The following is a 26043-nucleotide window of genomic DNA, read 5'->3' as shown; positions in this document are numbered from 1 at the left end:
GGCCATCCGGCCGCCTTTTGCATGTTTGGATTGTTGTACAGGCCTCAGTCGGCCTGAACTTCCTGAACCTTGAGCTCTTCCAGACGCGGCATCGACATGATGTTGTAGCCACTGTCGACAAAGTGCACTTCGCCGGTCACGCCACCGGAAAGATCCGACAGGAGATAGAGGCCGGTTCCGCCGATTTCGTCCAGGGAAACGGTCCGGCAGAGCGGAGAATTGCGCTTCTGGAAGTTGAACATCAGGCGGGCGTCGGAAACGCCGGATCCTGCTAGGGTCCGAACCGGGCCCGCGGAAATCGCGTTCACGCGGATGTTCTGCTCACCGTAGTCCACCGCAAGGTAACGGACGGAAGATTCCAGAGCAGCCTTGGCAACGCCCATCACGTTGTAGTTCGGCATGACCTTGGTGGAACCACCATAGGTCAGCGTCACCATGGAACCGCCATTGGTCATCAGAGCGGCAGCCCGCTTGGCGATCTCGGTGAAGGAGAAACAGGAGATCAGCATGGTGCGGGAGAAATTCTCCCGCGTGGTGTCGGCGTATTTCCCGCGCAGTTCCGTCTTGTCGGAAAAGGCGATCGCATGCACCAGGAAGTCGATGCTGCCCCACTCTTCCTTCAACGTGTCGAACACGCTGTCGACCGATGCAATGTCTTCCACGTCGCACGGCACAAGAATCTTGGAACCGACGGAATCCGCCAGCGGCTTGGTACGGCGGCCGAAAGCCTCTCCCTGATAGGTGAAGGCAAGTTCGGCACCATGATCGGCGAGCGTCTTGGCAATACCCCAGGCAATGGAGTGGTCGTTGGCAACGCCCATGATCAGGCCGCGTTTGCCCTTCATCAGATCAGACATTCAAAACTCCTCAGCCGTGAAAGCGCGACAGCGCGAGCGACGCGTTGGTGCCGCCAAAGCCGAAGCTGTTGGAAAGAACCGTGTCGAGGCCTGCATTGTCCACGCGCTCGGTCACGATCTCGCCCGGCTTCAGGGCCGGATCCAGCTCGTTGATGTTGGCAGACGCGGTCATGAAGTCGTTCTGCAGCATCAGCAGGCAGTAAATGGCTTCCTGAACGCCGGTCGCACCCAGGCTGTGGCCGGTGAGCGATTTGGTCGAAGACACCGGCGGCTGGTTTTCACCGAACACGCGGCGGATCGCTTCGATTTCGCCGATATCGCCGACGGGTGTCGAAGTGCCGTGGCTGTTGATGTAGTTGACCTTGCGGTCGCCCAGGGTCGAGGTGGCAAGGCGCATGCAGCGCTCGCCGCCCTCACCGGAAGGTGCCACCATGTCGTAGCCGTCGGAGTTGGCTGCGTAGCCGGTAACCTCGGCATAGATTTTCGCGCCGCGCGCCTTGGCGTGTTCCAGTTCTTCCAGAACCACCACGCCGCCACCACCGGCGATCACGAAGCCGTCGCGGGTCGCGTCATAGGCCCGCGATGCGGTCTGAGGCGTATCGTTGTACTTGGAGGACATGGCGCCCATGGCGTCGAACAGACAGGACAGGGTCCAGTCGAGTTCCTCACCGCCACCGGCAAACATCACGTCCTGCTTGCCGAACTGGATCTGTTCGGTGGCTGCACCGATGCAATGTGCCGAGGTGGAGCAGGCCGACGTGATGGAATAGTTGATGCCCTTGATCTTGAACGGCGTCGCCAGGCAGGCAGAGTTGGTGGAGCTCATGCCGCGGGTCACCATGAACGGGCCCATGCGCTTGGGAGACCCTTTTTCCAGCACGATCTGGTGCGCCTGGAACAGGTTCTTGGTCGACGGACCACCGGAACCCATGATCAGGCCGGTGCGCGGGTTGGAGATGTCGGACTCTTCCAGACCGCTGTCGGCAATCGCCTGCTGCATGGAGATGTAGTTATAGGCGGCACCGTCGCCCATGAAGCGCAGCTGGCGCTTGTCGATGAGCGAAGCGATATCGACATTCGGCATGCCGTGTACCTGGCTTCTGAAGCCGTGTTCCGCGTAATCCGGAGCGAAGCTGATGCCGGACTTGCCTTCTCGAAGGCTGGACAGCACTTCTTCGGTGTTTGCTCCGATGGACGACACGATACCCATGCCGGTGACGACAACGCGTCTCATTGCGGTCTCCTATTGTCTTGACTGCACCACAGCTCTCAGGGTGTGTGTCGAGAGCCTGCAGGCACATACATAATATGCAAACCGGCGCCCCCAATGAAAAAGAAGCGCCGGTGCCATCAATTGATCCTGCGAACGGGTGTCAGGTCTTTGCCAGGCCGACGCGCAAATCGGTCGCCTTGTAAATCTGTTCACCGTCCGCCTTCAACCAGCCGTCGGCAATGCCGAGAACCAGGCGACCCTTCATGACCCGCTTGAAGTCGACACCGTATTCCACCAGCTTCACGTCCGGCGTAACCATGCCCTTGAACTTCACTTCACCGGTCGACAGGGCCATGCCCTTGCCTTCAAGGCCAAGCCAGCCAAGGAAGAAACCGGTCAGCTGCCACAGGGCGTCGAGACCAAGGCAGCCCGGCATGACCGGATTTCCCTGGAAATGGCACGGGAAGAACCAGAGATCCGGCTTGATGTCGAACTCGGCGCGAGCGAACCCCTTGTCGAATTCGCCACCGGTTTCGGAAAGTTCCGTGATCCGGTCGAACATCAGCATCGGGGGAAGAGGCAGCTGGGCATTGCCCGGGCCAAACAGCTCGCCGCGGCCGCAGGCGAGAAGTGCTTCATAATCGTAGCTGGAGCGGCGATCGGTCATTCGGGATCCGTGTTTTGTCTCCTGCCAGGGAATTTCCCAGGGCAGGTTCGGTTTGTTTTCGGTTCGTTTGAGGCGCCTTCCTAACACAGGGGAACCATGACCGAAAGATGTCACTTGCGCGAAGTTACTCGGTTTTTTCGGGCGTTTCGCCAAGTTTTGTGCGTATTCGACCTAATCTGTGCATCCGGTTCCGGGACACCGGCTTGCAGCTGTTTGGTCAGCGCTTGCACGAACCTTCCGAACGCGCCGCAGTTGCGCCCTGATTTCCGCTCAGGTTGCCCTTTACGTTTAAAACTTGCATCTTGGGTACAAGAAATGGCAGATATAGGCCAATGTTAGTGAAAACGGCCCGGCGCAACGTTTGCGCGGCACATATTTGCGCCGTTTCAAGAAGCGACCCTGGACCTGGATCGGATCGGAATGACAACACTTGTGGTGCATGAAACCGGCGACAAGAAGAATGTGACCGACATGCTTCGGTCTGCAGGCCTCCGGCCGACGCGCCAGCGTGTCTCGCTTGCAGAAATTCTGTACTCCCGGGGCGATCGCCACATCTCGGCCGAGCTGCTTCATGAAGAGGCGGTCGACGCCGATGTGCCGGTCTCTCTCGCCACGGTCTACAACACGCTGCACCAGTTCACCGAGGCCGGTCTGCTGCGCGAAGTCGCGATCGACGGCAACAAGACCTACTTCGACACCAATGTGTCCGACCACCATCACTTCTTCATCGAAGGCGAAAACCGGGTGATCGACATTCCGGGCGAAGGCGTGGGCATCGGCGCTCTGCCGAAAGCACCCGAAGGCATGGAAATCGTTCGTGTCGACGTGGTCGTACGCGTTCGCGAGAAACGCTGATCGTCGCGATTGATTGCGGCGGCCCTCAGGCCAGACCGCTTTCCACATAACGCAATTTCCATTCGTAATAGTCGGAGGTCGTCCCGATCTCCGCCAGATGACGCTGGCCATCCGGCTCGAAGCCAAGTTTCTTCAGGAGGTTGGCGGAGCGGACGTTTTCCGGATGCGTGATCGCGCACAGCGTGCGCAGCTTCAGTTCCCGGGTAACGAAGTCCAGCACGCTCTGCCCGGCCTCGCGCCCGAACCCCTTTCCGCGGTGGTCTTCCAGAAAGGCAAAGCCAAGGTCCGGGTACTTCAGTTCCTTGCGCACCACCAGACCGCACACACCAACCGGTGTAAGCGACGGTTTCAGATCCAGGATCCAGAGCCCGACCCCATGGGCGGCAAAGCGCGCCAGCGTCTTGTTCTTGATGTAGTTGGCCGCGTCTTCCTCGGTCTTGATACCGTGGTCGGCGATAAATCGGATGTAATCCGGCTCATTCATGAGCTGGTGGTAAAAAGCGGCATCATTGCTGGAAGGCAAGCGGAAGCGAAGCCTCTCGCTCACGGGAAATGGTCCAAGCGGGAAACTCACGCAACTGTTTCCTTTTCAATAAGGGCTTTGGTGCGCAGGGCAATATCCGGCACCGCATCAAAAAGTTCTTTCTCCGTGCTCCGGCACAGATCGTAAATCACACAACGCCGGCACTCCGGTTTGCGCGCCTTGCAGATGTAACGGCCATGCAGGATGAGCCAGTGGTGGGCATGGAGCGCAAATTCCACCGGCACGACTTTCTCCATGGCTTTTTCCACATCGAGAGGCGTCTTGCCCGGGGCAATGCCTATGCGGTTGCCGAGGCGAAACAGATGCGTGTCGACGGCAATGGTCGGGTGACCGAAGAAGATGTTCAGAACCACATTCGCGGTCTTGCGGCCGACACCGGGCAGCGCTTCCAGCGCTTCGCGGTCTTCCGGAACTTCGCCGCCATGGTCGCGGATCAGCTGCTCGGACAACAGGATGACGTTCTTGGCCTTGTTCTTGTAAAGGCCGATCGTCTTTATTTCTTCCCGCACCCGGTCCTCCCCGAGCGCCACCATCTTTTCCGGTGTGTCGGCAATCTGGAACAGGTGTCTTGTTGCCCGGTTCACACCAACGTCGGTCGCCTGGGCCGACAGCACCACGGCAACCAGAAGCGTGAAAGCATTGACATAATCCAGTTCGCCCTTTGGTTCCGGGTTGTCGGCATGGAAGCGCTGGAAGATCGCAAAGGTTTCCGCTTTCGTATAGCGGGACCGTTTCAACACCTTGCCGGGGTTGTCCACGGAGGGTGCTTTTCTCCGGGTCTGTTTGGATTTTGCGGGCCGGCGTGGTGCCGCAGTCCTGGAAGGGCTCTTTGCTTGCGTCATCTTCTCTCTATAATCATGCCTCATGAGCGAGAACAATCCGAAACCCCTGCGGGATGGCGAATTGCCGGATCAGGACCGGCCGTTTTTCACTGCCGTTCTGACCCCTCACCGGTCTCTGGGGCCAAACGGATTCCTGGTTCTCATGTGCTTCTTCGGCGGTGTCAGTTTCATCGCCGGTATTCTGTTTCTGCGTATCGGCGCCTGGCCGGTTTTCGGGTTCTTCGGACTTGATATCGCGCTGCTCTGGTTTGCCTTTCGGATGAACTACCACTCCGCACGAACTTTCGAGGAAGTGGTTGTCTCGCGGCACGAGATTGCGATCCGCAAGGTTGGCCCGGGCAAGAAATACCAAGAATACCGTTTCAATCCCTTCTGGGTCCGCCTGACGGTGGACCGGATCGAGGACGAAGGGGTCGTCAAGGTGACCCTCCTCAGCCGGGGTGAACAGGTCGATCTCGGCAATTTCCTGAATCCCGATGACAGAACGAGTTTTGCCGGTGCCATGGCCAATGCGTTGTCCGTCGCCAAGTCAGGCGGTGTCTAGGCTCCTTCTTCAATGACTTTGGGTTGAACCTTGAGCGTTGCAAGCAGAACGGCCAGAGCCGCGGTTGCCGAAAGCGCTGCGGTGTAAAGCACGGTCTGAAAGCTGGCCGCACTGGCGATGAAACCCATCGAAATGCTGCCGATCATGCCGCCGAGGAACAGGCTGTTCATGTAAACCGCCGTTGCCCGGCCCGGCCGGTCCGGTGCGAAGCTCTGCACGAAGCTGATCGCGACACCGGCAAACAGGCCATAATAAGTCCCTTCCAGCACAGCGATGGCCAGCACCTGCCAGAGCGCGGTCACCTGGGCAAACAGCACCATGCTGACCGCGGCAAGGCACGCCGCCAGCATCAGCACCTGCCGAATGCCGATGCGCTCGGCAAGGCGAACCGAGCCGAAGATGACAAAGACTTCCAGCAGGCATTTGACCGACAGTGCCAGGCCTGGCGTTGCACCGGGCAGATGTGTTTCCTGCACGAAGAACAGCGGCATCGCCGAGACGAACAGCGAATTGGTGATGACAAAGCCAAGGCATGTCAGCCCGGCAATCTGAAGACCCCAGTTGATCGGCGCCTTGCCGTTTGTCTTGGAACGCTCTCGTGCTGACCTGAAGTCCGCCGGAACGACAATGTACCAGAGCATCAGGTAGACAATGCCGATCGCAAAGGCGCACAGGAAGGCGGCGGCAAAACCGAAGGCCGCAACCACCGAAAAGGAGACCGCCGGCCCGATCATCCACGCAAGTGAAACCATCATGCGCAGCCAGGAATTGACCCTGGCAACGTCCATGCCCTCCTGTTCGGCAAAAAGGCGGCCGAAGGTAAAGACGACGCCCGCGCCCATGTTGGATAGGCTCATAAGGGGGGCGATCAGGACGAGCAGCATCACCAGACTGCTGATCTGGGTCAGCAGTGCGGCGAGCGTAATATAGGCGACAACAGAGACGACCAGCAGGCTCTTGACCGGGAAACGGTTGTCCAGCCGTTCGCCTGCCCATCGATTGACGGCCAGCGTCAGCGGCATCACCAGACCGGAGTAAAGACCCACCTGCCAGGGTTCGGCGCCCAGCCCTTCCACAATGAAAAAACTCATCAGCGGCACCAGCGCCGAAACGCCGAGGCTGTTGGTGAATTGAAGAAGCAGAATCAGCAATGCCTGTCGAGGCAGTTGCAGGAGGGACAACATGACGATCGCCGGAAAAGTGAAATAAGCAAGAATTACAACCTAACTGGGTTGTATCGCCCCGTCACCGCTTTTTTTGCCGAACGCGCGTCTGCCGATTGCGCAACCCGTTTTGGAAAGTTTCGAAAACCAGACAATCCCTAACGCTATCGTCACTCAAATCAGCGGCACAATTCGAACCTGACAACTAGTCGTCCGGGGTCAATCGCAATGTCTTCAGCCGGTACAGCGCTTCCAGCGCTTCGCGCGGGGTCATGTCATCCGGATTGATTGCCTCAAGAGCGATCGAGATGGGATCGGGTTCCGCAAACCCTGCCGGAGCGCTGGGCGCAGGTGCGGTCAGGCTTGCGAAAAGCGGCAGTTCGTCGATCAGGCTCTCAGCCGGCGAGCGGCGGTCCTGCTCTTCCAGCTGGCTGAGCACCTGCTTGGATCTTTCGACGACGGATACCGGCAGACCAGCCAGCTTGGCCACTTGAATGCCGTAGGATCGGTCGGCTGCACCGGGAACGATCTCGTGCAGGAAGATAACGTCGCCCTTCCATTCCTTCACCGAGACGGTGGCATTTGAAAGCCGGGCCAGCTTGCCTGAAAGGGCAGTCAGTTCGTGGTAGTGGGTCGCAAACAGGGCACGGGACCTGTTGACCTCATGAAGATGTTCGATCGTCGCCCAAGCAATGGACAGGCCGTCGAACGTCGCGGTACCACGGCCGATTTCGTCCAGGATCACGAGTGAGCGGTCACCGGCCTGATTGAGGATCGCGGCGGTCTCGACCATCTCGACCATGAAGGTGGATCGGCCGCGCGCAAGATCGTCTGCCGCGCCGACGCGGGAGAACAACCTGTCGACCACGCCGATATGGGCTGCTGCTGCCGGCACATATCCGCCCATCTGGGCCATCACGGCAATCAGTGCGTTCTGGCGCAGGAAAGTCGATTTACCGGCCATGTTCGGACCGGTAATCAGCCAGATATGGCCGATATCCTCGTCCGCTTCCGGACCGAGATTGGCATCATTGGCAACAAAACTGTCGCCGCCGGATTTCTTCAGCGCCTTTTCGACCACCGGATGACGTCCACCCTTGATGTCGAAGGCGCGGCTGTCATCGACCACGGGCCGGACATAGCTTTCTTCCTGGGCAAGCTTCGCAAGCCCGGCCGAAACATCCAGAATGCTGAGGCCGTGGGCGGCGGCCTTGATTGCTTCCCCTGCGTCGATGATCGCCTTGGCAAGCCGGTCGAAGATTTCCAGCTCGATGGCAAGCGAACGTTCGCCGGCACTTGCGATCTTCGATTCCAGATCCGCCAGCTCCGTGGTGGTGAAGCGCATGGCGCCGGCCATGGTCTGGCGGTGGATGAACCGTCCAGGATCTGCGGTCAGCTTTTCCGTCTGCGCGGACGGCGCTTCGATGAACCAGCCGAGCACGTTGTTGTGCTTGATCTTCAGCGACCTCAGGCCGAGTTCTTCCGAATAATCAGCCTGGAGCTTTGCGATCACCTTTCGGCTTTCGTCGCGCAGGGAGCGCAGTTCGTCCAGATCGGCGTTGTAACCGGTGGCGATGAAACCGCCGTCGCGTTTCAGAAGCGGCGGCTCTTCTTTCAGTGCCGTCGTCAATTCGCTGCCGAGATCGTGCGGAGCCTGTTCAAGACTGGCGCGCGCAGCAGCGATTTCCGCCGGAATCGTTCCCGCCGTCGCACTGGTCTGGTCGAGCACTGCCCGCGCGGCCTCAAGCCCCTGGGCAACCGACAGGATATCGCGCGGCCCGCCGCGGTTGAGCGCGATCCGCGACAGGGCCCGGGCCATGTCCGGGGCGCCTTTCAGCGTCTGGCGCAGGCCTTCGCGCATGATTTCGTTTTCAAGAAAGAAGGCAACGCCGTCGAGCCTGTGCTGGATCGCATCCACGTTGACCAGCGGTCCGGCCAGGCGGCTGGCGAGCAGGCGTGAGCCGCCGCCTGTCACTGTCCGGTCGATCGTCGCCAGCAGCGAGCCCTGCTTTTCGCCGGAAAGCGTGCGGGACAGCTCCAGATTGGCCCGGGTTGCCGGATCGATCAGCATGCGCCCGGCGCCGGCCTCGCGCACGGGCGGATCCAGCGGAGGGCGTTCGCCGAGCTGGGTCTTCTCCACATAGGCAAGAATGCCGGCGGCGGCGGAAAGCTCCGCCCGGCTGAAGGTGCCGAAGCCGTCGAGGGTCTTTACACCAAAGTAATGCGCAAGCCGGTCCGTGGCGGTGGAACTGTCGAAAAAGGCACGCGGCACCGGCGACAGCGCACCTCCCGCCTGTTCGGCGGTCAGGCGCAACTCGCTTTCCTGCAGCAGATTGTCCGACAGGATGAGTTCGCGCGGGGAAACCTGGGCAAGATCGGCGGCAAGGCGCTGATGATCGGTTTCCGACACCTGGAAGGAGCCGGTGGACATGTCGATCCAGGCAAGACCGTAGACCGCACTGCCGTCCAGCGAACCGCCCTTCAACCGGGTCAGCGCCATCAGGTAGTTGTTGGCACCGGCATCCAGCAGGCGCTCTTCCGTCAGCGTTCCGGGGGTGACGAGACGCACGACATCGCGCCGGACGACGGATTTGGAGCCGCGCTTCTTGGCCTCGGCCGGATCTTCCGTCTGTTCGCAGACCGATACCCGGTGCCCCTTGGCAATCAGCTTGTTGAGATAGTCGTCGGCTGCATGCACCGGCACCCCGCACATCGGAATGTCGGCACCCTGGTGCTTGCCGCGCTTGGTCAGCGTGATGCCGAGCGCGGCGGAGGCAACTTCGGCGTCTTCGAAAAACAGTTCGTAGAAATCGCCCATCCGGTAGAACAGAAGGCTGTCCGGATTGGCAGCCTTGATCTCCAGGAACTGGGCCATCATTGGCGTGACCTTGCTGTCCGCCGGGGTGATTTCTTGCGCGCTCTGTCCACTCATGCCTGATACCTAGCAAACTGAGCGGACCATTCCACCAAGGGCCTATTCCATCTTGGCTTGAGGCTTCATTTTCCAGGGGATAAGGTCGTGCTCCCGCCCCGTAAAGAGAGCGCGCAAGAGGAAACGCCCAAACCATGTCCGCCGACAAGAAACCGACCAAGACCAATGTCAGCTTCACCGACCAGGAAGCGCTGCAATTCCACCAGGAAGGCCGCCCCGGGAAGCTGGAAATTGCGCCCACCAAACCGATGGCGACCCAGCGCGACCTGTCGCTGGCCTATTCGCCCGGCGTGGCGGTGCCGGTGCGGTCGATCGCGGAAGACCCCAGCCGTGCCTACGACTACACCACCAAGGGCAACATGGTTGCGGTGATTTCCAACGGCACGGCCATTCTGGGCCTCGGCAATCTGGGCGCGCTTGCCTCAAAGCCGGTGATGGAAGGCAAGTCCGTCCTGTTCAAGCGCTTTGCCGACGTCGATTCCATCGATCTGGAAGTCGATACCGAAGAGGTCGATGAATTCATCAATGCGGTCCGTTATCTCGGTCCTTCCTTCGGCGGGATCAACCTGGAGGACATCAAGGCACCGGACTGTTTCATCATCGAACAGCGTCTGCGCGAACTGATGAACATTCCCGTCTTCCATGACGACCAGCATGGCACGGCCATCATCGCGGCGGCGGGTCTCATCAACGCCCTTCACCTGACCGGTCGCGACATGAAGGACACCAAGGTGGTCTGCAATGGCGCGGGCGCGGCCGGCATTGCCTGCATCGAACTCGTGAAGGCAATGGGCATTCCGAACGAGAACGTCACTTTGTGCGACACCAAGGGTATCATCTACAAGGGCCGCGAAGAGGGCATGAACCAATGGAAGTCCGCCCATGCGGTCGAAACCAAGGCACGCTCGCTCTATGACGCCCTCAAGGGTGCGGATGTCTTCTTCGGCGTTTCTGCAAAGGGCGCGCTGACGCCCGACATGCTGCGGGTCATGGCACCGAACCCGATCATTTTCGCCATGGCCAACCCGGACCCGGAAATCACGCCGGAAGAGGCGGCGGAAGTGCGCGACGATGCAATTGTCGCGACCGGGCGTTCGGACTATCCGAACCAGGTCAACAACGTGCTCGGCTTTCCCTATATTTTCCGCGGCGCGCTTGATGTTCAAGCCACCACGATCAACGACGCCATGAAAGTTGCCTGCGCGCACGCACTGGCAGAACTGGCGCGTGAGGAAGTGCCGGACGAGGTCGCCGCGGCCTATCGGGGCAACCGGCCGAAGTTCGGTCCGGAATACATCATTCCGGTCCCCTTCGATCCGCGCCTGATCCACACCATTCCGCCCGCGGTCGCCCAGGCTGCGATGGAGTCCGGCGTCGCCCGCAAGCCGATTGTCGATATGGAGGCCTACAAGCACCAGCTCTCCGCCCGCCGCGATCCTGTCGCCGGCACCTTGCAGCGGATCTTCTCCAAGGTGCGCCAGCAGCCCAAGCGCGTCGTCTTCGCCGAGGGCGAGGAAGAACCGGTCATCCGCGCAGCGACAAGCTTCGTGTCGCAGGGCCTGGGTGAGGCCATCCTGATCGGCCGCGAAGACGAGATCAAATCCATGGCCGAACACGCCGGTATCGACATCGACCGGCCGGGCATTTCCATCCAGAACGCGCGGCTTTCCAACCGCAACAGCGACTATGCGCAGTACCTCTACGGCCGCCTGCAGCGCCGGGGCTATTTGCTGCGCGACTGCCAGCGCATGGTCAACAACGACCGCAACTACTGGGGTGCGATCATGGTCGCGCGCGGCGACGCCGATGCCATGGTGACCGGCCTGACGCGGAACTATTCCGTCGCCCTCGATACCGTGAAGGCCACCATCGATCCGAAGCCCGGTCACCGGGTCATCGGCGTGTCGCTGGCACTGGCCCGCGGCCGTACCGTGCTGATCGCCGATACGGCGGTGATCGACATGCCGACATCGGAAGAACTGGCGGACATCGCCGAGGAAGCGGCGCATGTCGCACGCAAGTTCGGCTACGAACCGCGTGTTGCCATGCTGGCCTATTCCACCTTCGGCCACCCGAAAGGCGAACGCTCGGAAAAGGTCATCGAGGCGGTCAAGATCCTCGAACGCCGCCGCGTTGACTTTGAATTCGACGGCGAAATGGCCGCCGACATCGCGCTCAACATGGACCGGATGGCCGCCTATCCGTTCTGCCGCCTGTCGGGTCCGGCCAACGTTCTGGTCATGCCGGCGTTCCACTCGGCATCCATCTCCACCAAGATGTTGCAGGAACTGGGCGGCGCCACGGTCATCGGCCCGCTGCTCGTCGGCTTCGACAAGTCGATCCAGATCGTTCCCCTTGGCGCCAAGGACAGCGACATCGTCAACATGGCGGCCATCGCGGCGTTCAATGTGACGTGAGGTGGTTGATTGTTCCGCTGAATTGGGGGCGCCCCGATCCCGGATCTCCGCTGCGCTGCGTCCGGGATGACGAAGATAGGTCTGGTAAAACCTTTCAGTCGTCATCCCGGGCAAGCAAAGCGCGACCCGGGATCGGGGAGCCACCCAACCTCTCGAAACCCGGAGTGACCATCGTTTGACAGCCTGGGTCTACATCCTTGCCTCGCGACCGTTCGAAACTCTTTACACGGGCGTAACGACGGACTTGGCCCGCCGGGTTTACGAGCACCGCGAAGGTCTGATTGAGGGTTTTTCCAACCGATACGGTACGAAATCCCTGGTCTGGTACGAACAGCACGAAGAGACCGGGGCTGCGATTGCCCGCGAAAAACAGATCAAGCGTTGGCGCCGGCAATGGAAATTCGATCTGATCGAGGAGATGAACCCGGACTGGCAGGATCTGTATCTGGTTCTAAATCAGTAACAACTACCTTGATCTCTCGGTCGTCATCCCGGACGCAGCGTAGCGAAGATCCGGGATCGGGGAGCCCCAATGCGCTGCGGCAACACAAATGGAAATCCAAAGTCCGGTGTCTCGTCGTAATCGCAAGTCACTCGATAGAGGGGCGATAGCGTGCAATTGCGCCTTTTCGCTTCACGACAGCTAATCTTTTTTGACAAACCCTGCCCCAACGGCGATACCTCGAAACCATGTCGGATATTAAAGTCAAAATCTGCGGTCTTTCGACCGAGGACACCATGGCGGCGGCGCTGGATGCCGGTGCGGATATGGTCGGGTTGATGTTCTTCCCGAAGAGCCCGCGTCATGTGTCGCTCAGCCAGGCCTGCCGGCTGGCCGATATGGCGCGCGGCCGGGCGGAGATCGTGGCGGTAACCGTCAACATGGATCTCGACGGCCTGTCCCGTATCAACGAGCTTGTGAAGCCCGATACGTTCCAGTTTCATGGCGACGAAGCTCCGGAAGCCCTGGCAGCGGCCAAGGTGATGCAGGGCACCAAGGTCATGAAGGCGATTTCGATTTCCGACCGTTCAGATCTGGAGCAGGCGCACTATTATGCTGTTGTGGCAGATCGTCTCCTATTCGATGCCAAGCCGCCGAAAGGGTCCGAACTGCCGGGCGGCAACGGCGTGTCCTACGACTGGACGATCCTGAAAGACCTTGACCTGAAGAAGCCCTTCATGCTTTCCGGAGGACTTGATCCGGAGAACGTCGCCGAGGCGATCCGTTTGAGCGGCGTCAGCGAGGTGGATGTTTCCTCCGGCGTCGAGCGAGAAAAGGGCGTCAAGGACAGTGATCTCATTCGCGCATTCTTGGCGGCGGCCAAGGGCGTCAAGGTTCCGGGCTGAACCCCGGGTGAAGGAGTAAACGCGTGAACGATATGGCTAACAGCATCCGGACCGGTCCGGACGATCGCGGGCATTTCGGTATTTTTGGCGGCCGCTATGTTGCCGAAACGCTGATGCCGCTGATCCTGGACCTGGAACAGCACTACAAGGACGCCAAGAACGATCCGGCTTTCAAGGCCGAGATTGAGACGCTGAACAAGCACTACACCGGCCGTCCGTCGCCGCTTTATTTTGCCGAGCGCCTGACGAAGGAACTCGGCGGTGCCAAGGTCTATTTCAAGCGTGATGAGCTGAACCACACCGGATCGCACAAGATCAACAACTGCGTTGGTCAGATCCTGCTCGCCAAGCGCATGGGCAAGACCCGTATCATCGCGGAAACCGGCGCCGGTCAGCACGGTGTCGCGACGGCGACAGTCTGTGCCCGCTTCGGCCTGCCCTGCGTTGTCTACATGGGCAAGACTGACGTGGAACGGCAGAAGCCGAACGTCTTCCGCATGAAACTTCTGGGCGCGGAAATCGTGCCGGTGACCGCCGGTGCCGGCACCTTGAAGGACGCCATGAACGAGGCGTTGCGCGACTGGGTGACCAACGTCGAGGACACCTACTACCTGATCGGTACCGCCGCTGGCCCGCATCCCTATCCGGAAATGGTGCGCGACTTCCAGTCGGTGATCGGCAAGGAACTGCGCGAACAGATGATGGAAGCCGAAGGCCGGCTGCCGGATGCGCTGGTTGCCGCGGTCGGTGGTGGTTCCAATGCCATTGGCCTGTTCCATCCGTTCCTGGACGACAAGGACGTCAAGATTTACGGCGTCGAAGCTGGTGGTCGCGGCCTGCAGGGGGAAGAGCACTGCGCTTCGCTCACTGCAGGCAAGCCGGGCGTTCTGCACGGCAACCGCACCTACCTGCTGCAGGACGACGACGGCCAGATCCTGGAAGGTCACTCGATTTCCGCCGGTCTCGATTATCCCGGCATCGGGCCGGAGCATTCCTGGCTGAAGGAAATCGGCCGTGTGGACTATGTACCGGTCATGGACGACGAGGCTCTGGACGCTTTCCAGATGCTGACGCGCGTTGAAGGCATCATCCCGGCGCTGGAGCCGTCTCATGCGCTGGCTCACGTCGTGAAACTGGCCCCGCAGATGGACAAGGACCAGATCATCGTCATGAACCTGTGCGGCCGGGGCGACAAGGACGTCTTTGCCGTCGGCCAGATGCTGGGCTTCGATCTCTGACAGCCCGCCTCGAACGGAATCCCGGAAAACCGCGTATCGAAAGGTGCGCGGTTTTTCTTTTGGCTGTTCCGGAGTGTCATCCCCTCTGCCATGAGAAAGACCTGGCGCCTTCTGGTCATCAATGCGGGTTTTGGATAGGGCCGACGTTCCGCTTTGGCCGGGATGACAACGCGGTTTGCCACCGGCCCCTAACGCCAGTTAACCAGCCCCGCCAGTTTGGAAATGCTGCAATGCAAACTTGTGCGTTGTGAATCCGCCGGGAAAGACTAAATCAGCCGCGAATGAAACAGGGTCGGCGCTATTGCCGGCCGCTTGAGGAAACCCCGAAATGGCTTTCGATCTTCTGACCGGCTTCGTCCGCGACTTTCGCGCTTCCCGCAAGGTTGCCGGCGAAATCGCACGCATGAACCACCTGAACGACGCCCAGCTTGCCGATCTCGGCCTGGAACGCAGCGAAATCACCAGCCGCGCCTTCGCCCGTCATTTCAAACGGCGCTAAGGCTGCAGCCGGTCAGGCGCTGCGTTTGTAGGCGGCGCGCGGTGGCACGGCTATGGGTTTTGCCGTCAACATGGCTTCCAGCAACTGCTGGCGGCCCCGGGCGTCCAGACCGGTCGCCTGTTGTGCCAGCGCCGGGTCTGATTGCTCGGAAGAAACTTCGGCAACACCCTTGCGCTGGGCAAAACCCAGGTGAAAATCCCTCATCCGGCGCCACAGCTTTTCAGTGAAAGGCTGAGGAGCGGGTTCGAACAGGGAATGGGCCATTTTCAGCTCCTTATTTGTTTGGTGGCTCAGTGGTTCGTTTTACAATAGGTGCACGCAGTGCATTTTTCTAGGCGCAATTTGTGCACATTTCGCCTATCAGCCATGCATTTTTCGCGGATCTGACCTGCGCTTCCACCGCTTGCTGCACTGCAAAAAACCCATAAGGTGCGGCTCGGTTGCGATTCCGGATCGCGGCATCAGTCTTTTTTGGTTTTTGAGATGAGCACCTTGCAGGCCCTCCATATCAGCGCGCCATCGGCAGCGCCCCTCGCCACCGTGTTTCGCGGTGCCGGAAACCCGTTCACGCGCTCCGGCCGGGCGAAGCCCATGGGCAGCGAACATGTCTACCGGGCGGATGCCGCCCTGCGCGCTATCGGCCTGATCGACTATCCAAGCCGCTGACCGGTCTGGGTTCGGAGCCTGTTTCAACGCCCCGAATCTGCATGAGACAATTGACATTGCACGCACTGCCCCCGTACATCGCTGAAACGGAAACGCCCCGGAGGGTCCCGGATGGCGCGAAAAAGGGTAGCAGTGAATGACGGATACGCGTATCGACCGCCGTTTTAAAGCCTGTGCGGATGCCGGCCGGCCGGCCTTGGTCACCTTTATCACCGCAGGCGATCCGGATCTGCAGACCTCGCAAGCCCTCCTGAACGCCCTTCCGGCAGCAGGTGCCGACGTTATCGAACTCGGCATGCCGTTTTCCGACCCGATGGCCGAAGGCATCCCGATTCAGCTCGGCAACCAGCGTGCGCTGGCTGCGGGGCACACCATGGACAAGACCCTGGACATGGTTCGTGAATTCCGCAAGCAGGACCAGGACACGCCGATCATCCTGATGGGGTATTACAATCCGATCTACGTGCGGGACCCGAAGGTTTTCGTGCAAGTAGCCAAGGACGCTGGTGTCGACGGCTTCATCATTGTCGATATTCCGGCAGAAGCAGATGACGAACTCTGCATTCCGGCCCTGGAAGCAGGTCTCAATTTCATTCGCCTGGCAACACCCACCACTGACGACAAGCGTCTGCCTGCCGTTCTGGCCAACACCTCCGGTTTCGTTTATTACGTCTCCGTGACCGGCATTACCGGCGCCAATATCGCCGATACCGGTCGCGTGACCACCGCGGTCAAGCGGATCAAGGGCCATACGGACCTGCCGGTTGCCGTCGGTTTCGGCGTGAAGACCGCAGACCAGGCAGCGGAAATCGGCAAGGATGCCGACGGTGTCGTGGTCGGGTCGGTTCTGGTCAATGCCATCCGTGACAGCCTCGATGAGGCCGGCAAGGCAACCGACAAAACCGTTCAGACCGTCGTTGACCTGGTGTCCGACCTGGCCTCCGGATGCGCCCGGTCAAGAACAGCCTGACTGGTCAGCCATCGGCTGGTCTGAATTGAAGGATTTCGGACGGACCCCATATCTCCGTCCAATGGTAACTCGAGTAGCGGGACGCGTTTGACGTGAACTGGATCAATTCTATCGTACGCCCCAAGATCCGTGATCTTTGGAAGAAGCGCGAAGTTCCGGAAAACCTATGGATCAAGTGTCCGGAAACCGGTGAAATGGTGTTTCACCGGGACCTGGAAGCCAATCTCTGGGTTATCCCGAATTCCGGTCATCACATGCGCTTTCCGGCGCGCAAACGCGTTGAAGCCCTGTTTGATGGCGGCAAATACACCGAGGTTGATACCCCGGAAGTGCATGCCGATCCGCACAAGTTCCGCGACAGCAAGCGCTATACCGACCGCCTGAAGGAAGCTCGCACCAAATCCGGCGAAGACGAAGCGGTGATCGTGGCCCAGGGCCAGGTCAACGGCATGCCGTTGACCATTGCCGTGCAGAACTTCGATTTCATCGCCGGCTCGCTCGGCATGGCCGCAGGTGAAGCGATTCTTGCCGGCATGCTGAAAGCGGTCGAGGACAAGACGCCTTTCGTCATGTTTGCCGCTTCCGGCGGTGCGCGCATGCAGGAAGGTATTCTGTCGCTGATGCAGATGCCGCGCACCACGGTCGGTGTGCAGATGCTGCGCGAAGCGGGACTGCCCTATATCGTCGTCTTGACCAACCCGACCACGGGCGGCGTCTCGGCCTCCTACGCCATGCTTGGCGACGTGCACATTGCCGAGCCGGGCGCCCAGATCGGCTTCGCAGGCCGCCGCGTGATCGAACAGACCGTGCGCGAAAAGTTGCCGGACGATTTCCAGACTGCCGAATATCTTCTCGACCACGGCATGATCGACATGGTGGTGCCGCGCCAGAAGATGAAGGAAACACTGGCACGCATCTGCGGTATCCTGATGAAGCGGGAAGTCGAACTGCCGAAGCTTGAGGCTCCCAAGGACCCTGCACCGGAAGCCGAAGCCAAGCCTGCCGAAACGGCGGCAGAACCTGCCAAGGGCGCGGAAGCTGCCAGCTAGGTGGCTTCGTTACACGAATACGTCGCGAAAGCGGCCTGACACGACATTTCCGGGCTGTCCGCTTGTCTCGCGGGCGGCCTTCCCGTAAAGGCGTTAGTCAAACGCAACCGGGAAAAAGGGACCCTGCGGAGGGCGCCTTGGATCAAATCACGAAAATTCTGGACCGTTTGCTGGCGCTGCATCCGAAGGAGATAGATCTCTCGCTCGGACGCATGTATCGCCTGCTGGAAGCGCTCGGGCATCCCGAACAGCGCCTGCCGCCGGTGATTCACGTCGCCGGTACCAACGGCAAGGGCTCGGTTACCGCCACCATGCGGGCGATCCTGGAAGCTTCCGGAAAACGCTGTCACGTCTACACCTCGCCGCATCTGGTTTCCTTCAACGAGCGCATTCGGCTCGGCTCGGATGGCCAATTCGTCTCCGATCCGGTCCTCTATGAAGCCCTGCACCGCTGCGAAGAAGCCAATGGCGGTGAGGAAATCACCTTTTTCGAGATCACCACTGCTGCTGCCCTGCTCCTGTTCGCGGAAAATCCCGCAGATGTGCTGCTGCTTGAAGTCGGTCTCGGAGGCCGTCTTGACGCGACCAACGTGATCGACCGGCCGCTTGCCACGGTGATTACCCAGGTTTCGATGGACCACGAGAAGTTTCTGGGTGACGACCTGTCGGTGATTGCTGCCGAAAAGGCCGGTATCATCAAGCCGGGCGTGCCGGTCATCTGTGCTGCGCAGGAAGACAGCGCCATGGCAACGATTGCGCGTCAGGCAGCGCGCAACAAGGCGCCGATCGAAGTGTTCGGGCAGGATTTCGCAGCCCAGGAAGACCAGGGCCGCATGGCGTTTCAGGACGAGGACGAATTGATCGACCTGCCTGTGCCGGTGCTTGGTGGCCGTCACCAGTTCTCCAATGCGGCTGTCGCCATTGCGGCGTTGAAGGCGGCGGGCATGTTGCCGGATGGCGATACGATTGCCCACGGCCTGAAAACAGTCAACTGGCCCGGACGGCTGCAGCCGATCACCAGCGGACCTTTGCATGACCTGTGCCCGGAAGGGTCGGAAGTCTGGGTCGATGGTGGCCACAATCCCGGTGCGGGTATTTCGATCGCCCAGTTCATGGGCGAACAGGAAGAGCGCTCACCCCGGCCGCTCTACCTCGTGTCCGGCATGCTGACGACAAAGGATCCCGTCGGATTCTTCCGTCCGTTTCACGGACTGGCACGCCACGTCGGCACGGTGCCGATCACCACCACACCCACGGCAAGAGAGCCGGAAGACCTGGCCGATCTTGCCCGCTGTGCGGGACTTGAAGCGACCCCGTTTCAATCACTGGACGCAGCGCTGGCAGATGTGGCAGCTTGTGCGGCAAAAGATGGCGAGCCGCCCCGGATTCTGATTTGCGGGTCGCTCTATCTGGCTGGTGAAGTTCTGGCGCGCAGCGGTCTGGCGCCGGTCTGAGGCGTCACCGGCCTCTGCCCGAGGAGGCCCTGAATGTTCGGTTTTGAAACCTGTCGCCCAAAGCTCGCAGGCGCTTTCCTGGGCGCTCTGCTCTTGAGCGTGCCTGCAAACGCGCTCACCGAACAATATGAGACGCCACCGGAGCAGGATCCGGCCACACTTCTCGACGGCAAGGAACTCGGCCCCGGCTATGCGGTACTCTCGCCGGTGCGCGGCGACGGGTTCCTGCGGATTTACCAGGTTCAGACCGATCTCGGCGTCGAGCAGATCGAAGGCGACGGCATGCTCAAGCTGCGCCTGCACGAAATCCAGGTACTGATTGCCCTCGACAGTCTGAAAAACGACGCCAGCTTCGTCGACGGCCTCAAGCAGGCGGCCATGAAGCCGGTCGAGTTTGTCGAAAGCACGGTGACCGACCCTGTGGGAACCGCAAAGAACACCGTTTCCGGTGTCGGCCGCATGTTCGGCCGCCTCACCAAGGGTGTCGAGGCCGCAGTCAGCGGCAAGGGCGGATCTCCGGCGGAACTTGCCAAGTCGATCACCGGCCAGGCCAAGGCCCGGCGCGAACTTGCGGTCGATGTGGGTGTCGATCCCTATACGTTCTACCGGCCGCTATCGGAAAAGCTCGACGAAACCGCCAGTGTGACCACGGCAGGCAACTGGACGGTGAGCGCAATTACAAGCCTCCTGCCCGGCGGTATCATCGTCAATGCCGCGCGGCAGGCAGACAATTTCCGCAATCTCATCGTCGACAGCACGCCGACCGAGCTGCAGGAACGCACCTCCAGCGTTCTACGCGCCGTGGGCGTGCCGGAGGTGACGAACGCTAAGCTTATGGGCAATCCGTTCTACACGGCATCAGAAAAGGCCGCGATCGCCTATCAGATGCAGGCAATGCCCGGTGTGAAGGACCTTTACCTGATTGCCGAAAAGGCGGCCGATGCCGACAGCCGGGATCTTGCCTATTTCCAGCTTCGTCGTGTCGTTCTCATGGAAACCTACAACAGCACGGTTTCGCCGCTGGGAGACATCAAGCTGGTGTCCGGCATCCCCGTCGCCCTGCGCCGTGACGGCATTGCCGCCATCGTCATGCCTTTCGATCATGTGGCCTGGACGCAGACTGTGGCGCAGACCTTCTCCGCCATGCACGAAGGCCTCGGCGCCTTGCCCTTCCCGCCAACGGGCGTCGACTTCCTGATCACCGGCGACGTCACACCCATGGCCGCCGAACGCATCGCTGCATTCGGATGGGAAATCACCGGCAATTATCCAATGCCGAAGGGGCCGGTGTTTTAAAAGCATCTGTTTTAAAAGCATCCTGCTGTCATTCCGGACAAGTGAGGCAAGCCGAACGCAGATCCGGAATCCAGACGTATGTCGCGCCGAAGGCGCATCCGCGTTTTCTTTCAAGCGGGCTTCGCTTCGCTCACGCTGATGTCTGGATTCCGGATCTGCGCGCATCCATGCTGCGCTTGTCCGGAATGACGGCGGAGGGTTTCTTTCCCCCTCAAACACACTCCAGAACCGGCCCGGACAAGCCGCTTTCCCAGCCGAGGATGGCGCGTTTGCGGGTGAGGCCCCAGTGGTAGCCGCCGAGTTTGCCGCCTTTGGCGAGCACCCGGTGGCAGGGGACGACGAAGGAGAGCGGGTTGCGGCCGACTGCGGTGCCGACAGCGCGGGATGCCTTCGGGTTGCCGAGGCAGGCAGCGATGTCGGAATAGGTGGTAGCCTTGCCCATCGGGATCTTCAGCAGGGTTTGCCAGACCCTGATTTCAAAATCGGTACCAATCATAACGATGTTGAGCGGCTGGTCCTCTTGCCACTTTTTCGGATCGAAGACGCGCCGGGCAAATTGCGCCGTCGCTTCCTGATCCTGGACGAAAACGGCTGCGGGCCAGCGCTCGCACATGTCTTCCAGGGCGGAGGTTTCCTCGCCCGGATCGGCAAATCCCAGACCGGCCAAACCCTTGTCGGTGGCCATTACCAGAACCTGGCCGAAGGGGGATGGATGAAAGCCGTAGGCAATTGAAAGACCTGCGCCACGATTGCGGTAATCGCCAGGCGTCATGGCTTCATGGGTGACGAAAAGGTCGTGCAGTCGGCCGGATCCGGACAGGCCCACCTCGTAGGTGGCGTCGAGAACACTGGCGGACTCGCGCAGCAGCGCCTTGGCGTGATCCAGCGTGATTGCCTGCAGGAACTGCTTCGGTGTCAGTCCGGCCCAGCGCGAAAACACACGTTGCAGCTGGATGGGTTGAAGACCGGCTTCCCTGGCAAGCTGGTCCAGCGTGGGCTGCTCGCGCCAGTCCTCGGTGATCCGCTTCAGGGTGCGGCGAACAACGTCATAGTTCTGCGCAGCCTCCTCGCCGATGGAGATCGGGGTCGGTTCGGACGTCAGGCTGGTAAGGTCGAGCGCTTTGGTCATGGCGGTTTCTTCATGCTGAACTTGAAGTCTGCTCCGATCTTAGTCGGCGAACAACAGGGGATCGACCCGATTTGCGATCCGTTTCAAGATCTTTGGCGCCTTGATGCCAGTTTCGGATGCACTCGGCCGGAATGACTGAACAGAAACCGGGACTGGCGTTCCTACCTCAGAACATCCTTGAATTCGCTGGCCGAAACCGCCGGTCCCTTGCGGGTGGTCAGAAGCAGGCTGGTCTCCGTACCGGTAATACCCTCGATCAGGCGAATGCGATTGAGTGCATCGTCAAAGGCAGCAAGATCGCGCGTGGCGACGTCCAGTACCAGATCCCACTTGCCGTTTGTGGAATGGATCGCGCGAACCTCCGTCATGGCGCTGAGCGAGCGGATCACCGGTTCGGTGTTGTGGCCGTCTACGACCACAAGCGTCACCGCGCGGATCGGCAGGTCGCGCCAGTCGTCGCGCAGGACGGCGGTAAATCCCAGGATTTCTCCCGTGTCGACCAGCTTCTCCATGCGAGAGCGCACGGTGGCGCGCGAGACCTTCAGATCACCTGCCAATTCGGACACTGACCTTCGCCCGTCATGGCGCAGAAGCGAGATCAATCGAAGATCCAGATCGTCCATTTTTCCATTCCGATAAATTGAGCTTATCAAAATGATAAATCTGGCTGCTCTTTTGATCAAGTGTCCGGATTTACTCCGCCGCGGCGTTTCAGCACACTTTTGACAGTTGAATTTTGGGGCGGAGCAGGACGTGAACGTCGTTGAGAAACAGATTGTGCTGGTTGGAGCTCCGGTGGATGAAGGCGCCGGTCAGCGCGGCTGCCTCATGGGACCGGACGCCTATCGAACCGCCGGCCTGCAGGAGACGCTGCAGGAACTCGGCCATTCGGTCGTCGACCACGGAAATCTGAGCCCGGCGGAGGTTGGCAGCCTCACCCCTCCCAACAGGATACTGCGGAATTACCGCGCCTATGTTGCCTGGACCCGGGCGCTCCACCAGAAGGCGACGGAACTTGGCGAAGGCCCGGGTTTTCCGATCTATCTTGGCGGCGATCACGCCATGGCGGCGGGCACCGTTTCGGGCCAGGCAAGGGCGGCAGCCGCACTCGGGCGCCCGCTGTTCGTGCTTTGGCTCGATGCGCATTCGGATTTTCACACGCTGGACAGCACCGCCAGCGGCAACCTTCACGGTACGCCGCTCGCGTTTCTGTGCGGTCTACCCGGATTTGACGATCTGCTCGGCAGCCCGCTGGAACACACCTTGAAGCCGCAGAATGTCGAGATCCTCGGCGTTCGCTCGATCGATGATGCCGAGCGCAACCTGCTGGTCAGCCACGGCGTCGGTGTCAGCGACATGCGCCGGATCGACGAGGAAGGCATCGGCACTCTTCTGAAGCCGTTTCTGGAGCGCGTAAGGGCTGAAAACGGCCTTCTGCATGTCAGCCTGGATGTCGATTTTCTGGATCCGTCAATCGCGCCGGCCGTCGGCACCACCGTTCCGGGCGGCGCGACCTTCCGCGAAGCCCATCTGGTGATGGAGATGCTGCATGACAGTGGTCTCGTCACCTCTCTCGACCTGGTCGAGCTCAATCCCTTCCTGGACGAACGCGGAAAAACCGCGCGTCTGATGGTCGAACTGACCGGCAGCCTGTTTGGCCGCCGGGTCTTCGACCGGCCGACAAGAAGCTTCTAGAGGACCGAACAATGTCAAACAGCCCCATCAATCTCCTGCCGTCGGATCTGGCCTATGTGCCCTTCGTCAGCGTCGACAACATGATGCGCAATGTCCGCGCGATTGGCGTCGAAACCTTCATGCGCGGCATCGCCGAATATATCGAGCAGGATTTCCTGCGATGGGAAAGCTTCGACAAGAAACCGCGTATTCCGGCGCATGCGCCTCAGGGTGTTATCGAGCTGATGCCGACCAGTGACGGCAAGACCTTCGGCTTCAAGTATGTCAATGGCCACCCGGGCAACACCCGTGATGGTCTGCAGACCGTTACCGGCTTCGGTGTTCTGTCGAACCTGACGACCGGCTATCCGGTGCTGTTCACCGAGATGACCATCCTGACGGCCCTGCGCACGGCAGCCAACTCTGCGCTTGCCGCCAAATACCTGGCACCCAGGGGATCCACCACGATGGCGATCATCGGCAATGGCGCACAGTCCGACTTCCAGTGCCTGGCTTTCAAGGACATGCTCGGGATCACCGACATCCGCGCCTACGACATCGATAGCGCCGCAAGCTTGCGCCTTGCCCGCAACCTCGCCAATTCCGGGTTGAACGTGACCATCTGCAAGACGCCGGAAGATGCGATCGAAGGCGCGCAGATCATCACCACCGTAACCGCGGACAAGAAATCGGCGACGATCCTGACCGACAACATGGTCGGCACCGGCGTGCACATCAATGCGGTCGGCGGCGACTGCCCGGGCAAGACCGAGCTGCATCGCGACATCCTGCTGCGGTCCGATATCTTTGTCGAGTTCCCGGATCAGACTCATATCGAGGGTGAATTCCAGCAGCTCGACCGCGATCATCCGGTTACCGAACTCTGGCAGGTCTACGCCGGCAAGGCCGAAGGCCGCACTTCGCAGGACCAGATTACGCTGTTCGACAGCGTCGGCTTTGCCATCGAGGACTTTGCCGCCCTGCGCTATGTCCGCGATCTTTTGCCCAGAACCGGCCACTTCGAGAAGCTCGACCTGCTGGCTGATCCGGACGACCCGCGTGACCTCTATGGCATGGTTCTTCGGTCTGCGGCCAATGGAGACAACCAGGCAGCGTGACCTCAGATCACGTGATTGTAGCAAACTGGACCACCGCTTCGGCGGTGGTTTTTTTCTGGCCTTGGTCAACCGGCCGCTACCCCTGCTTTCCACGGGAAAGAAACGGTTCCGGCAAGCACTTGTGTCATCCCGGGCAAGCATGGCGGAACCCGGTCCGCGTGGTTCAGGAGAGGAGGTGGGACCAGACAAGGTTGATGCCTAAAAACGCCTGACATCAGTCACTTATTTTAAGGTTTTCGGTGTTGAGTGAGCGTCATCCTACCTTTTCGGGGACTTTTTGATGACATTCAGAATTTTGACCGGCCTCGGACTCGGCCTGCTTGCCGCTTCCGCTGTTCAGGCCAAGGAACAGTATTTTTCCTACAAGGACTGGAATGTAGAGATTCAGTCGTTTGATACGGGCGAAGACTTTCGTATCAACTGCACCATGTGGACCGGCGGCGACGGCCTGCCCACCGTAGGCCTTGCGACGTCCAACGGCGATGCATTGCCGCCGGACTTCTTCCCCGGTATCCAGCTGACGGAACGTGCCGTCCGCGGCCATGCGACGGTTCTTCAGAATGACCAGAAGGTCAATTTCGTCTTTGATGACGGCGACAGCGCACAGGCAACGGTCCAAGCCTATTTCGATGAAGACGGTTTCGCCGTCGCCCAGACCTATTTCCCGATTGAGGATACTCAGCGCGTCCTGCAGGCGATGCAACGGAACGGGCAGATCGATATCGTCGGACCGAGCGGCCTCATCTATACCGCTTCCCTGAGCGGATTTACCGCGTCATATCGAAAAGTTGCCGAAGGATGCGGCTTTCCGGTGACCGGTGTTATCGACTAGCGGCGGCAGGTTCAGCGCCTCTTCTATTTCGGCAACAACGGCATCGGCCGCCGCACCCGGATCTTCGGCCCGGCTGATCGGGCGGCCGACCACCAGGTAGTCGCTACCAGCCTGAATCGCGTCCGCAGGGGTCATCACCCGGCGCTGGTCTCCGGCGTCGCTGCCGGCAGGGCGGATGCCGGGGGTGACGATCACAAGCTCGTCTCCAAGGATGGCCCGCATTTTTGTGGTTTCGGTGGCGGCGCAGACGATGCCGCCCATGCCGGCGACCCGGGCGTCCTTCGCCCGCGCTTCCACCACATCGGCAATCGGGCCGCGATACCCTGCATCGACCAGGTCCTGTTCGTCCATGGACGTCAGCACCGTCACTCCAAGAAGGCACAGATCGGGATTGCCCTCTTCCCGCAGGCCTTTCACGGCAGCGCGCATGGTTTTCGGGTAGCCGTGGAGGGTCATGAAGGTCATGCCCATCTTGGCGACGTTGCGTACGGCCTTTTCGATGGTGTTGTCGATATCGTGCAGTTTGACGTCCAGAAAGATCTTCTTGCCGTCACGCGCAAGGTCACGGGCGAATTCCAACCCGCCGGCAAACTGGAGTTCCATGCCGATCTTGTAGACACCGACCTTGCCTTCAGTCTGCTTCACCAGCTTCTCGGCCTCGGCAACCGTCGGCACGTCGACAGGCAGCATCAGGCGATCCAGAGCGGTTTTCGGGGAGAAAGGGCTGGTCGGCATGG

At 60.4% G+C, this 26043-nt stretch carries 26 protein-coding genes; 15 read left to right on the top strand and 11 right to left on the bottom strand.

Annotated features, from left to right (window positions below; genetic code table 11):
* Positions 1 to 44: 44 nt before the first annotated feature.
* From fabI to fabA, 3 genes are all read right to left on the bottom strand, one after another.
* Positions 45 to 857, bottom strand: a complete 813-nt coding sequence (gene fabI, locus FIV05_RS05960; protein WP_023002452.1) for an enoyl-ACP reductase FabI — start codon at positions 855 to 857, stop codon at positions 45 to 47.
* A gap of 10 nt (positions 858 to 867) precedes the next feature.
* Entirely contained in the window at positions 868 to 2091 is a 1224-nt protein-coding gene (fabB, locus tag FIV05_RS05955) for a beta-ketoacyl-ACP synthase I (protein ID WP_055660265.1), read from the bottom strand.
* A gap of 139 nt (positions 2092 to 2230) precedes the next feature.
* Entirely contained in the window at positions 2231 to 2737 is a 507-nt protein-coding gene (gene fabA / locus FIV05_RS05950) for a 3-hydroxyacyl-[acyl-carrier-protein] dehydratase FabA (protein WP_023002450.1), read from the bottom strand.
* A gap of 420 nt (positions 2738 to 3157) precedes the next feature.
* Between fabA and irrA the strand changes: the two genes are divergently transcribed.
* Positions 3158 to 3592 carry an iron response transcriptional regulator IrrA gene (gene irrA, locus FIV05_RS05945; protein WP_023002449.1) on the top strand — a complete coding sequence of 145 codons (435 nt, stop codon included), beginning with the start codon at positions 3158 to 3160 and terminating at the stop codon, positions 3590 to 3592.
* A gap of 25 nt (positions 3593 to 3617) precedes the next feature.
* On the opposite strand, the gene FIV05_RS05940 is transcribed toward irrA, so the two are convergent.
* Both FIV05_RS05940 and nth read right to left on the bottom strand, forming a co-directional pair.
* Positions 3618 to 4139: a GNAT family N-acetyltransferase gene (locus FIV05_RS05940; RefSeq protein WP_158514150.1), complete on the bottom strand. Its 522-nt coding sequence runs from the start codon at positions 4137 to 4139 to the stop codon at positions 3618 to 3620.
* A 23-nt stretch (positions 4140 to 4162) separates the two neighbouring features.
* On the bottom strand, positions 4163 to 4978 hold the full coding sequence (nth, locus tag FIV05_RS05935; RefSeq protein WP_173013783.1) for an endonuclease III: 816 nt from the start codon (positions 4976 to 4978) through the stop codon (positions 4163 to 4165).
* 22 nt (positions 4979 to 5000) lie between these two features.
* Between nth and FIV05_RS05930 the strand changes: the two genes are divergently transcribed.
* Entirely contained in the window at positions 5001 to 5522 is a 522-nt protein-coding gene (locus tag FIV05_RS05930; RefSeq protein ID WP_075282752.1) for a DUF2244 domain-containing protein, read from the top strand.
* Here FIV05_RS05930 and FIV05_RS05925 read toward each other — a convergent pair.
* Together FIV05_RS05925 and mutS are read right to left on the bottom strand one after the other, a co-directional pair.
* Entirely contained in the window at positions 5519 to 6706 is a 1188-nt protein-coding gene (locus FIV05_RS05925) for an MFS transporter (protein ID WP_152508989.1), read from the bottom strand. The genes FIV05_RS05930 and FIV05_RS05925 overlap by 4 nt on opposite strands.
* Positions 6707 to 6890: 184 nt before the next feature.
* Positions 6891 to 9617, bottom strand: a complete 2727-nt coding sequence (mutS, locus tag FIV05_RS05920; protein WP_152508988.1) for a DNA mismatch repair protein MutS — start codon at positions 9615 to 9617, stop codon at positions 6891 to 6893.
* Between the two features lie 134 nt (positions 9618 to 9751).
* Between mutS and FIV05_RS05915 the strand changes: the two genes are divergently transcribed.
* The 5 genes from FIV05_RS05915 to FIV05_RS05895 all read left to right on the top strand — a co-directional run bounded on the left by FIV05_RS05915 (position 9752) and on the right by FIV05_RS05895 (position 15118).
* Positions 9752 to 12034 carry an NADP-dependent malic enzyme gene (locus tag FIV05_RS05915; RefSeq protein ID WP_152508987.1) on the top strand — a complete coding sequence of 761 codons (2283 nt, stop codon included), beginning with the start codon at positions 9752 to 9754 and terminating at the stop codon, positions 12032 to 12034.
* A 175-nt stretch (positions 12035 to 12209) separates the two neighbouring features.
* The gene (locus FIV05_RS05910) at positions 12210 to 12497 is read left to right on the top strand and encodes a GIY-YIG nuclease family protein (protein WP_152508986.1); all 288 of its coding nucleotides are present in this window, start codon (positions 12210 to 12212) and stop codon (positions 12495 to 12497) included.
* Positions 12498 to 12724: 227 nt separating this feature from the next.
* Positions 12725 to 13381, top strand: coding sequence for a phosphoribosylanthranilate isomerase (locus FIV05_RS05905; RefSeq protein ID WP_152508985.1), 657 nt, complete (start codon positions 12725 to 12727; stop codon positions 13379 to 13381).
* A 32-nt stretch (positions 13382 to 13413) separates the two neighbouring features.
* Positions 13414 to 14619 carry a tryptophan synthase subunit beta gene (gene trpB / locus FIV05_RS05900; RefSeq protein ID WP_152511832.1) on the top strand — a complete coding sequence of 402 codons (1206 nt, stop codon included), beginning with the start codon at positions 13414 to 13416 and terminating at the stop codon, positions 14617 to 14619.
* A 328-nt stretch (positions 14620 to 14947) separates the two neighbouring features.
* Positions 14948 to 15118 (top strand): DUF1127 domain-containing protein, encoded by a 171-nt coding sequence (locus tag FIV05_RS05895; RefSeq protein ID WP_023002439.1) that lies wholly within the window; start codon positions 14948 to 14950, stop codon positions 15116 to 15118.
* Between the two features lie 12 nt (positions 15119 to 15130).
* Here FIV05_RS05895 and FIV05_RS05890 read toward each other — a convergent pair whose 3' ends face one another.
* A complete protein-coding gene (locus tag FIV05_RS05890) occupies positions 15131 to 15382 on the bottom strand; it encodes a hypothetical protein (protein WP_152508984.1) in 252 nt (83 codons plus the stop codon).
* 219 nt (positions 15383 to 15601) lie between these two features.
* Here FIV05_RS05890 and FIV05_RS05885 point away from each other — a divergent pair, with 219 nt between their 5' ends.
* From FIV05_RS05885 to FIV05_RS05865, 5 genes are all read left to right on the top strand, one after another.
* Positions 15602 to 15784, top strand: a complete 183-nt coding sequence (locus FIV05_RS05885) for a hypothetical protein (protein WP_023002437.1) — start codon at positions 15602 to 15604, stop codon at positions 15782 to 15784.
* A gap of 136 nt (positions 15785 to 15920) precedes the next feature.
* Positions 15921 to 16754, top strand: a complete 834-nt coding sequence (gene trpA / locus FIV05_RS05880) for a tryptophan synthase subunit alpha (RefSeq protein WP_023002436.1) — start codon at positions 15921 to 15923, stop codon at positions 16752 to 16754.
* A 92-nt stretch (positions 16755 to 16846) separates the two neighbouring features.
* Positions 16847 to 17803 (top strand): acetyl-CoA carboxylase, carboxyltransferase subunit beta, encoded by a 957-nt coding sequence (accD, locus tag FIV05_RS05875; protein ID WP_152508983.1) that lies wholly within the window; start codon positions 16847 to 16849, stop codon positions 17801 to 17803.
* Positions 17804 to 17940: 137 nt separating this feature from the next.
* The gene (locus FIV05_RS05870) at positions 17941 to 19257 is read left to right on the top strand and encodes a folylpolyglutamate synthase/dihydrofolate synthase family protein (RefSeq protein WP_152508982.1); all 1317 of its coding nucleotides are present in this window, start codon (positions 17941 to 17943) and stop codon (positions 19255 to 19257) included.
* Positions 19258 to 19290: 33 nt separating this feature from the next.
* Positions 19291 to 20553 carry a hypothetical protein gene (locus tag FIV05_RS05865; protein WP_152508981.1) on the top strand — a complete coding sequence of 421 codons (1263 nt, stop codon included), beginning with the start codon at positions 19291 to 19293 and terminating at the stop codon, positions 20551 to 20553.
* A gap of 211 nt (positions 20554 to 20764) precedes the next feature.
* Here the strand turns inward: FIV05_RS05865 and FIV05_RS05860 are convergent, their stop codons facing one another.
* Both FIV05_RS05860 and FIV05_RS05855 read right to left on the bottom strand, forming a co-directional pair.
* Positions 20765 to 21682: a bifunctional helix-turn-helix domain-containing protein/methylated-DNA--[protein]-cysteine S-methyltransferase gene (locus FIV05_RS05860; RefSeq protein ID WP_152508980.1), complete on the bottom strand. Its 918-nt coding sequence runs from the start codon at positions 21680 to 21682 to the stop codon at positions 20765 to 20767.
* 161 nt (positions 21683 to 21843) lie between these two features.
* Positions 21844 to 22305, bottom strand: coding sequence for an Lrp/AsnC family transcriptional regulator (locus FIV05_RS05855; RefSeq protein WP_152508979.1), 462 nt, complete (start codon positions 22303 to 22305; stop codon positions 21844 to 21846).
* Between the two features lie 205 nt (positions 22306 to 22510).
* On the opposite strand from FIV05_RS05855, the gene rocF reads away from it, so the two are divergent.
* The 3 genes from rocF to FIV05_RS05840 all read left to right on the top strand — a co-directional run bounded on the left by rocF (position 22511) and on the right by FIV05_RS05840 (position 25306).
* Positions 22511 to 23377, top strand: a complete 867-nt coding sequence (gene rocF / locus FIV05_RS05850) for an arginase (RefSeq protein WP_286202300.1) — start codon at positions 22511 to 22513, stop codon at positions 23375 to 23377.
* A gap of 11 nt (positions 23378 to 23388) precedes the next feature.
* Complete coding sequence (locus FIV05_RS05845) at positions 23389 to 24474, top strand: ornithine cyclodeaminase (RefSeq protein WP_152508977.1); 1086 nt, start codon at positions 23389 to 23391, stop codon at positions 24472 to 24474.
* A gap of 280 nt (positions 24475 to 24754) precedes the next feature.
* On the top strand, positions 24755 to 25306 hold the full coding sequence (locus FIV05_RS05840; RefSeq protein ID WP_152508976.1) for a hypothetical protein: 552 nt from the start codon (positions 24755 to 24757) through the stop codon (positions 25304 to 25306).
* Here FIV05_RS05840 and pyrF read toward each other — a convergent pair.
* Positions 25250 to 26041 carry an orotidine-5'-phosphate decarboxylase gene (pyrF, locus tag FIV05_RS05835; protein WP_152508975.1) on the bottom strand — a complete coding sequence of 264 codons (792 nt, stop codon included), beginning with the start codon at positions 26039 to 26041 and terminating at the stop codon, positions 25250 to 25252. The two genes, FIV05_RS05840 and pyrF, sit on opposite strands and share 57 nt — an antisense overlap.
* Positions 26042 to 26043: the final 2 nt, after the last annotated feature.

Origin of the sequence: Labrenzia sp. THAF191a (assembly GCF_009363335.1) — a bacterium.
Lineage (GTDB): Bacteria > Pseudomonadota > Alphaproteobacteria > Rhizobiales > Stappiaceae > Roseibium > Roseibium algicola.
This window is presented reverse-complemented; position numbering and strand designations above follow the sequence as displayed.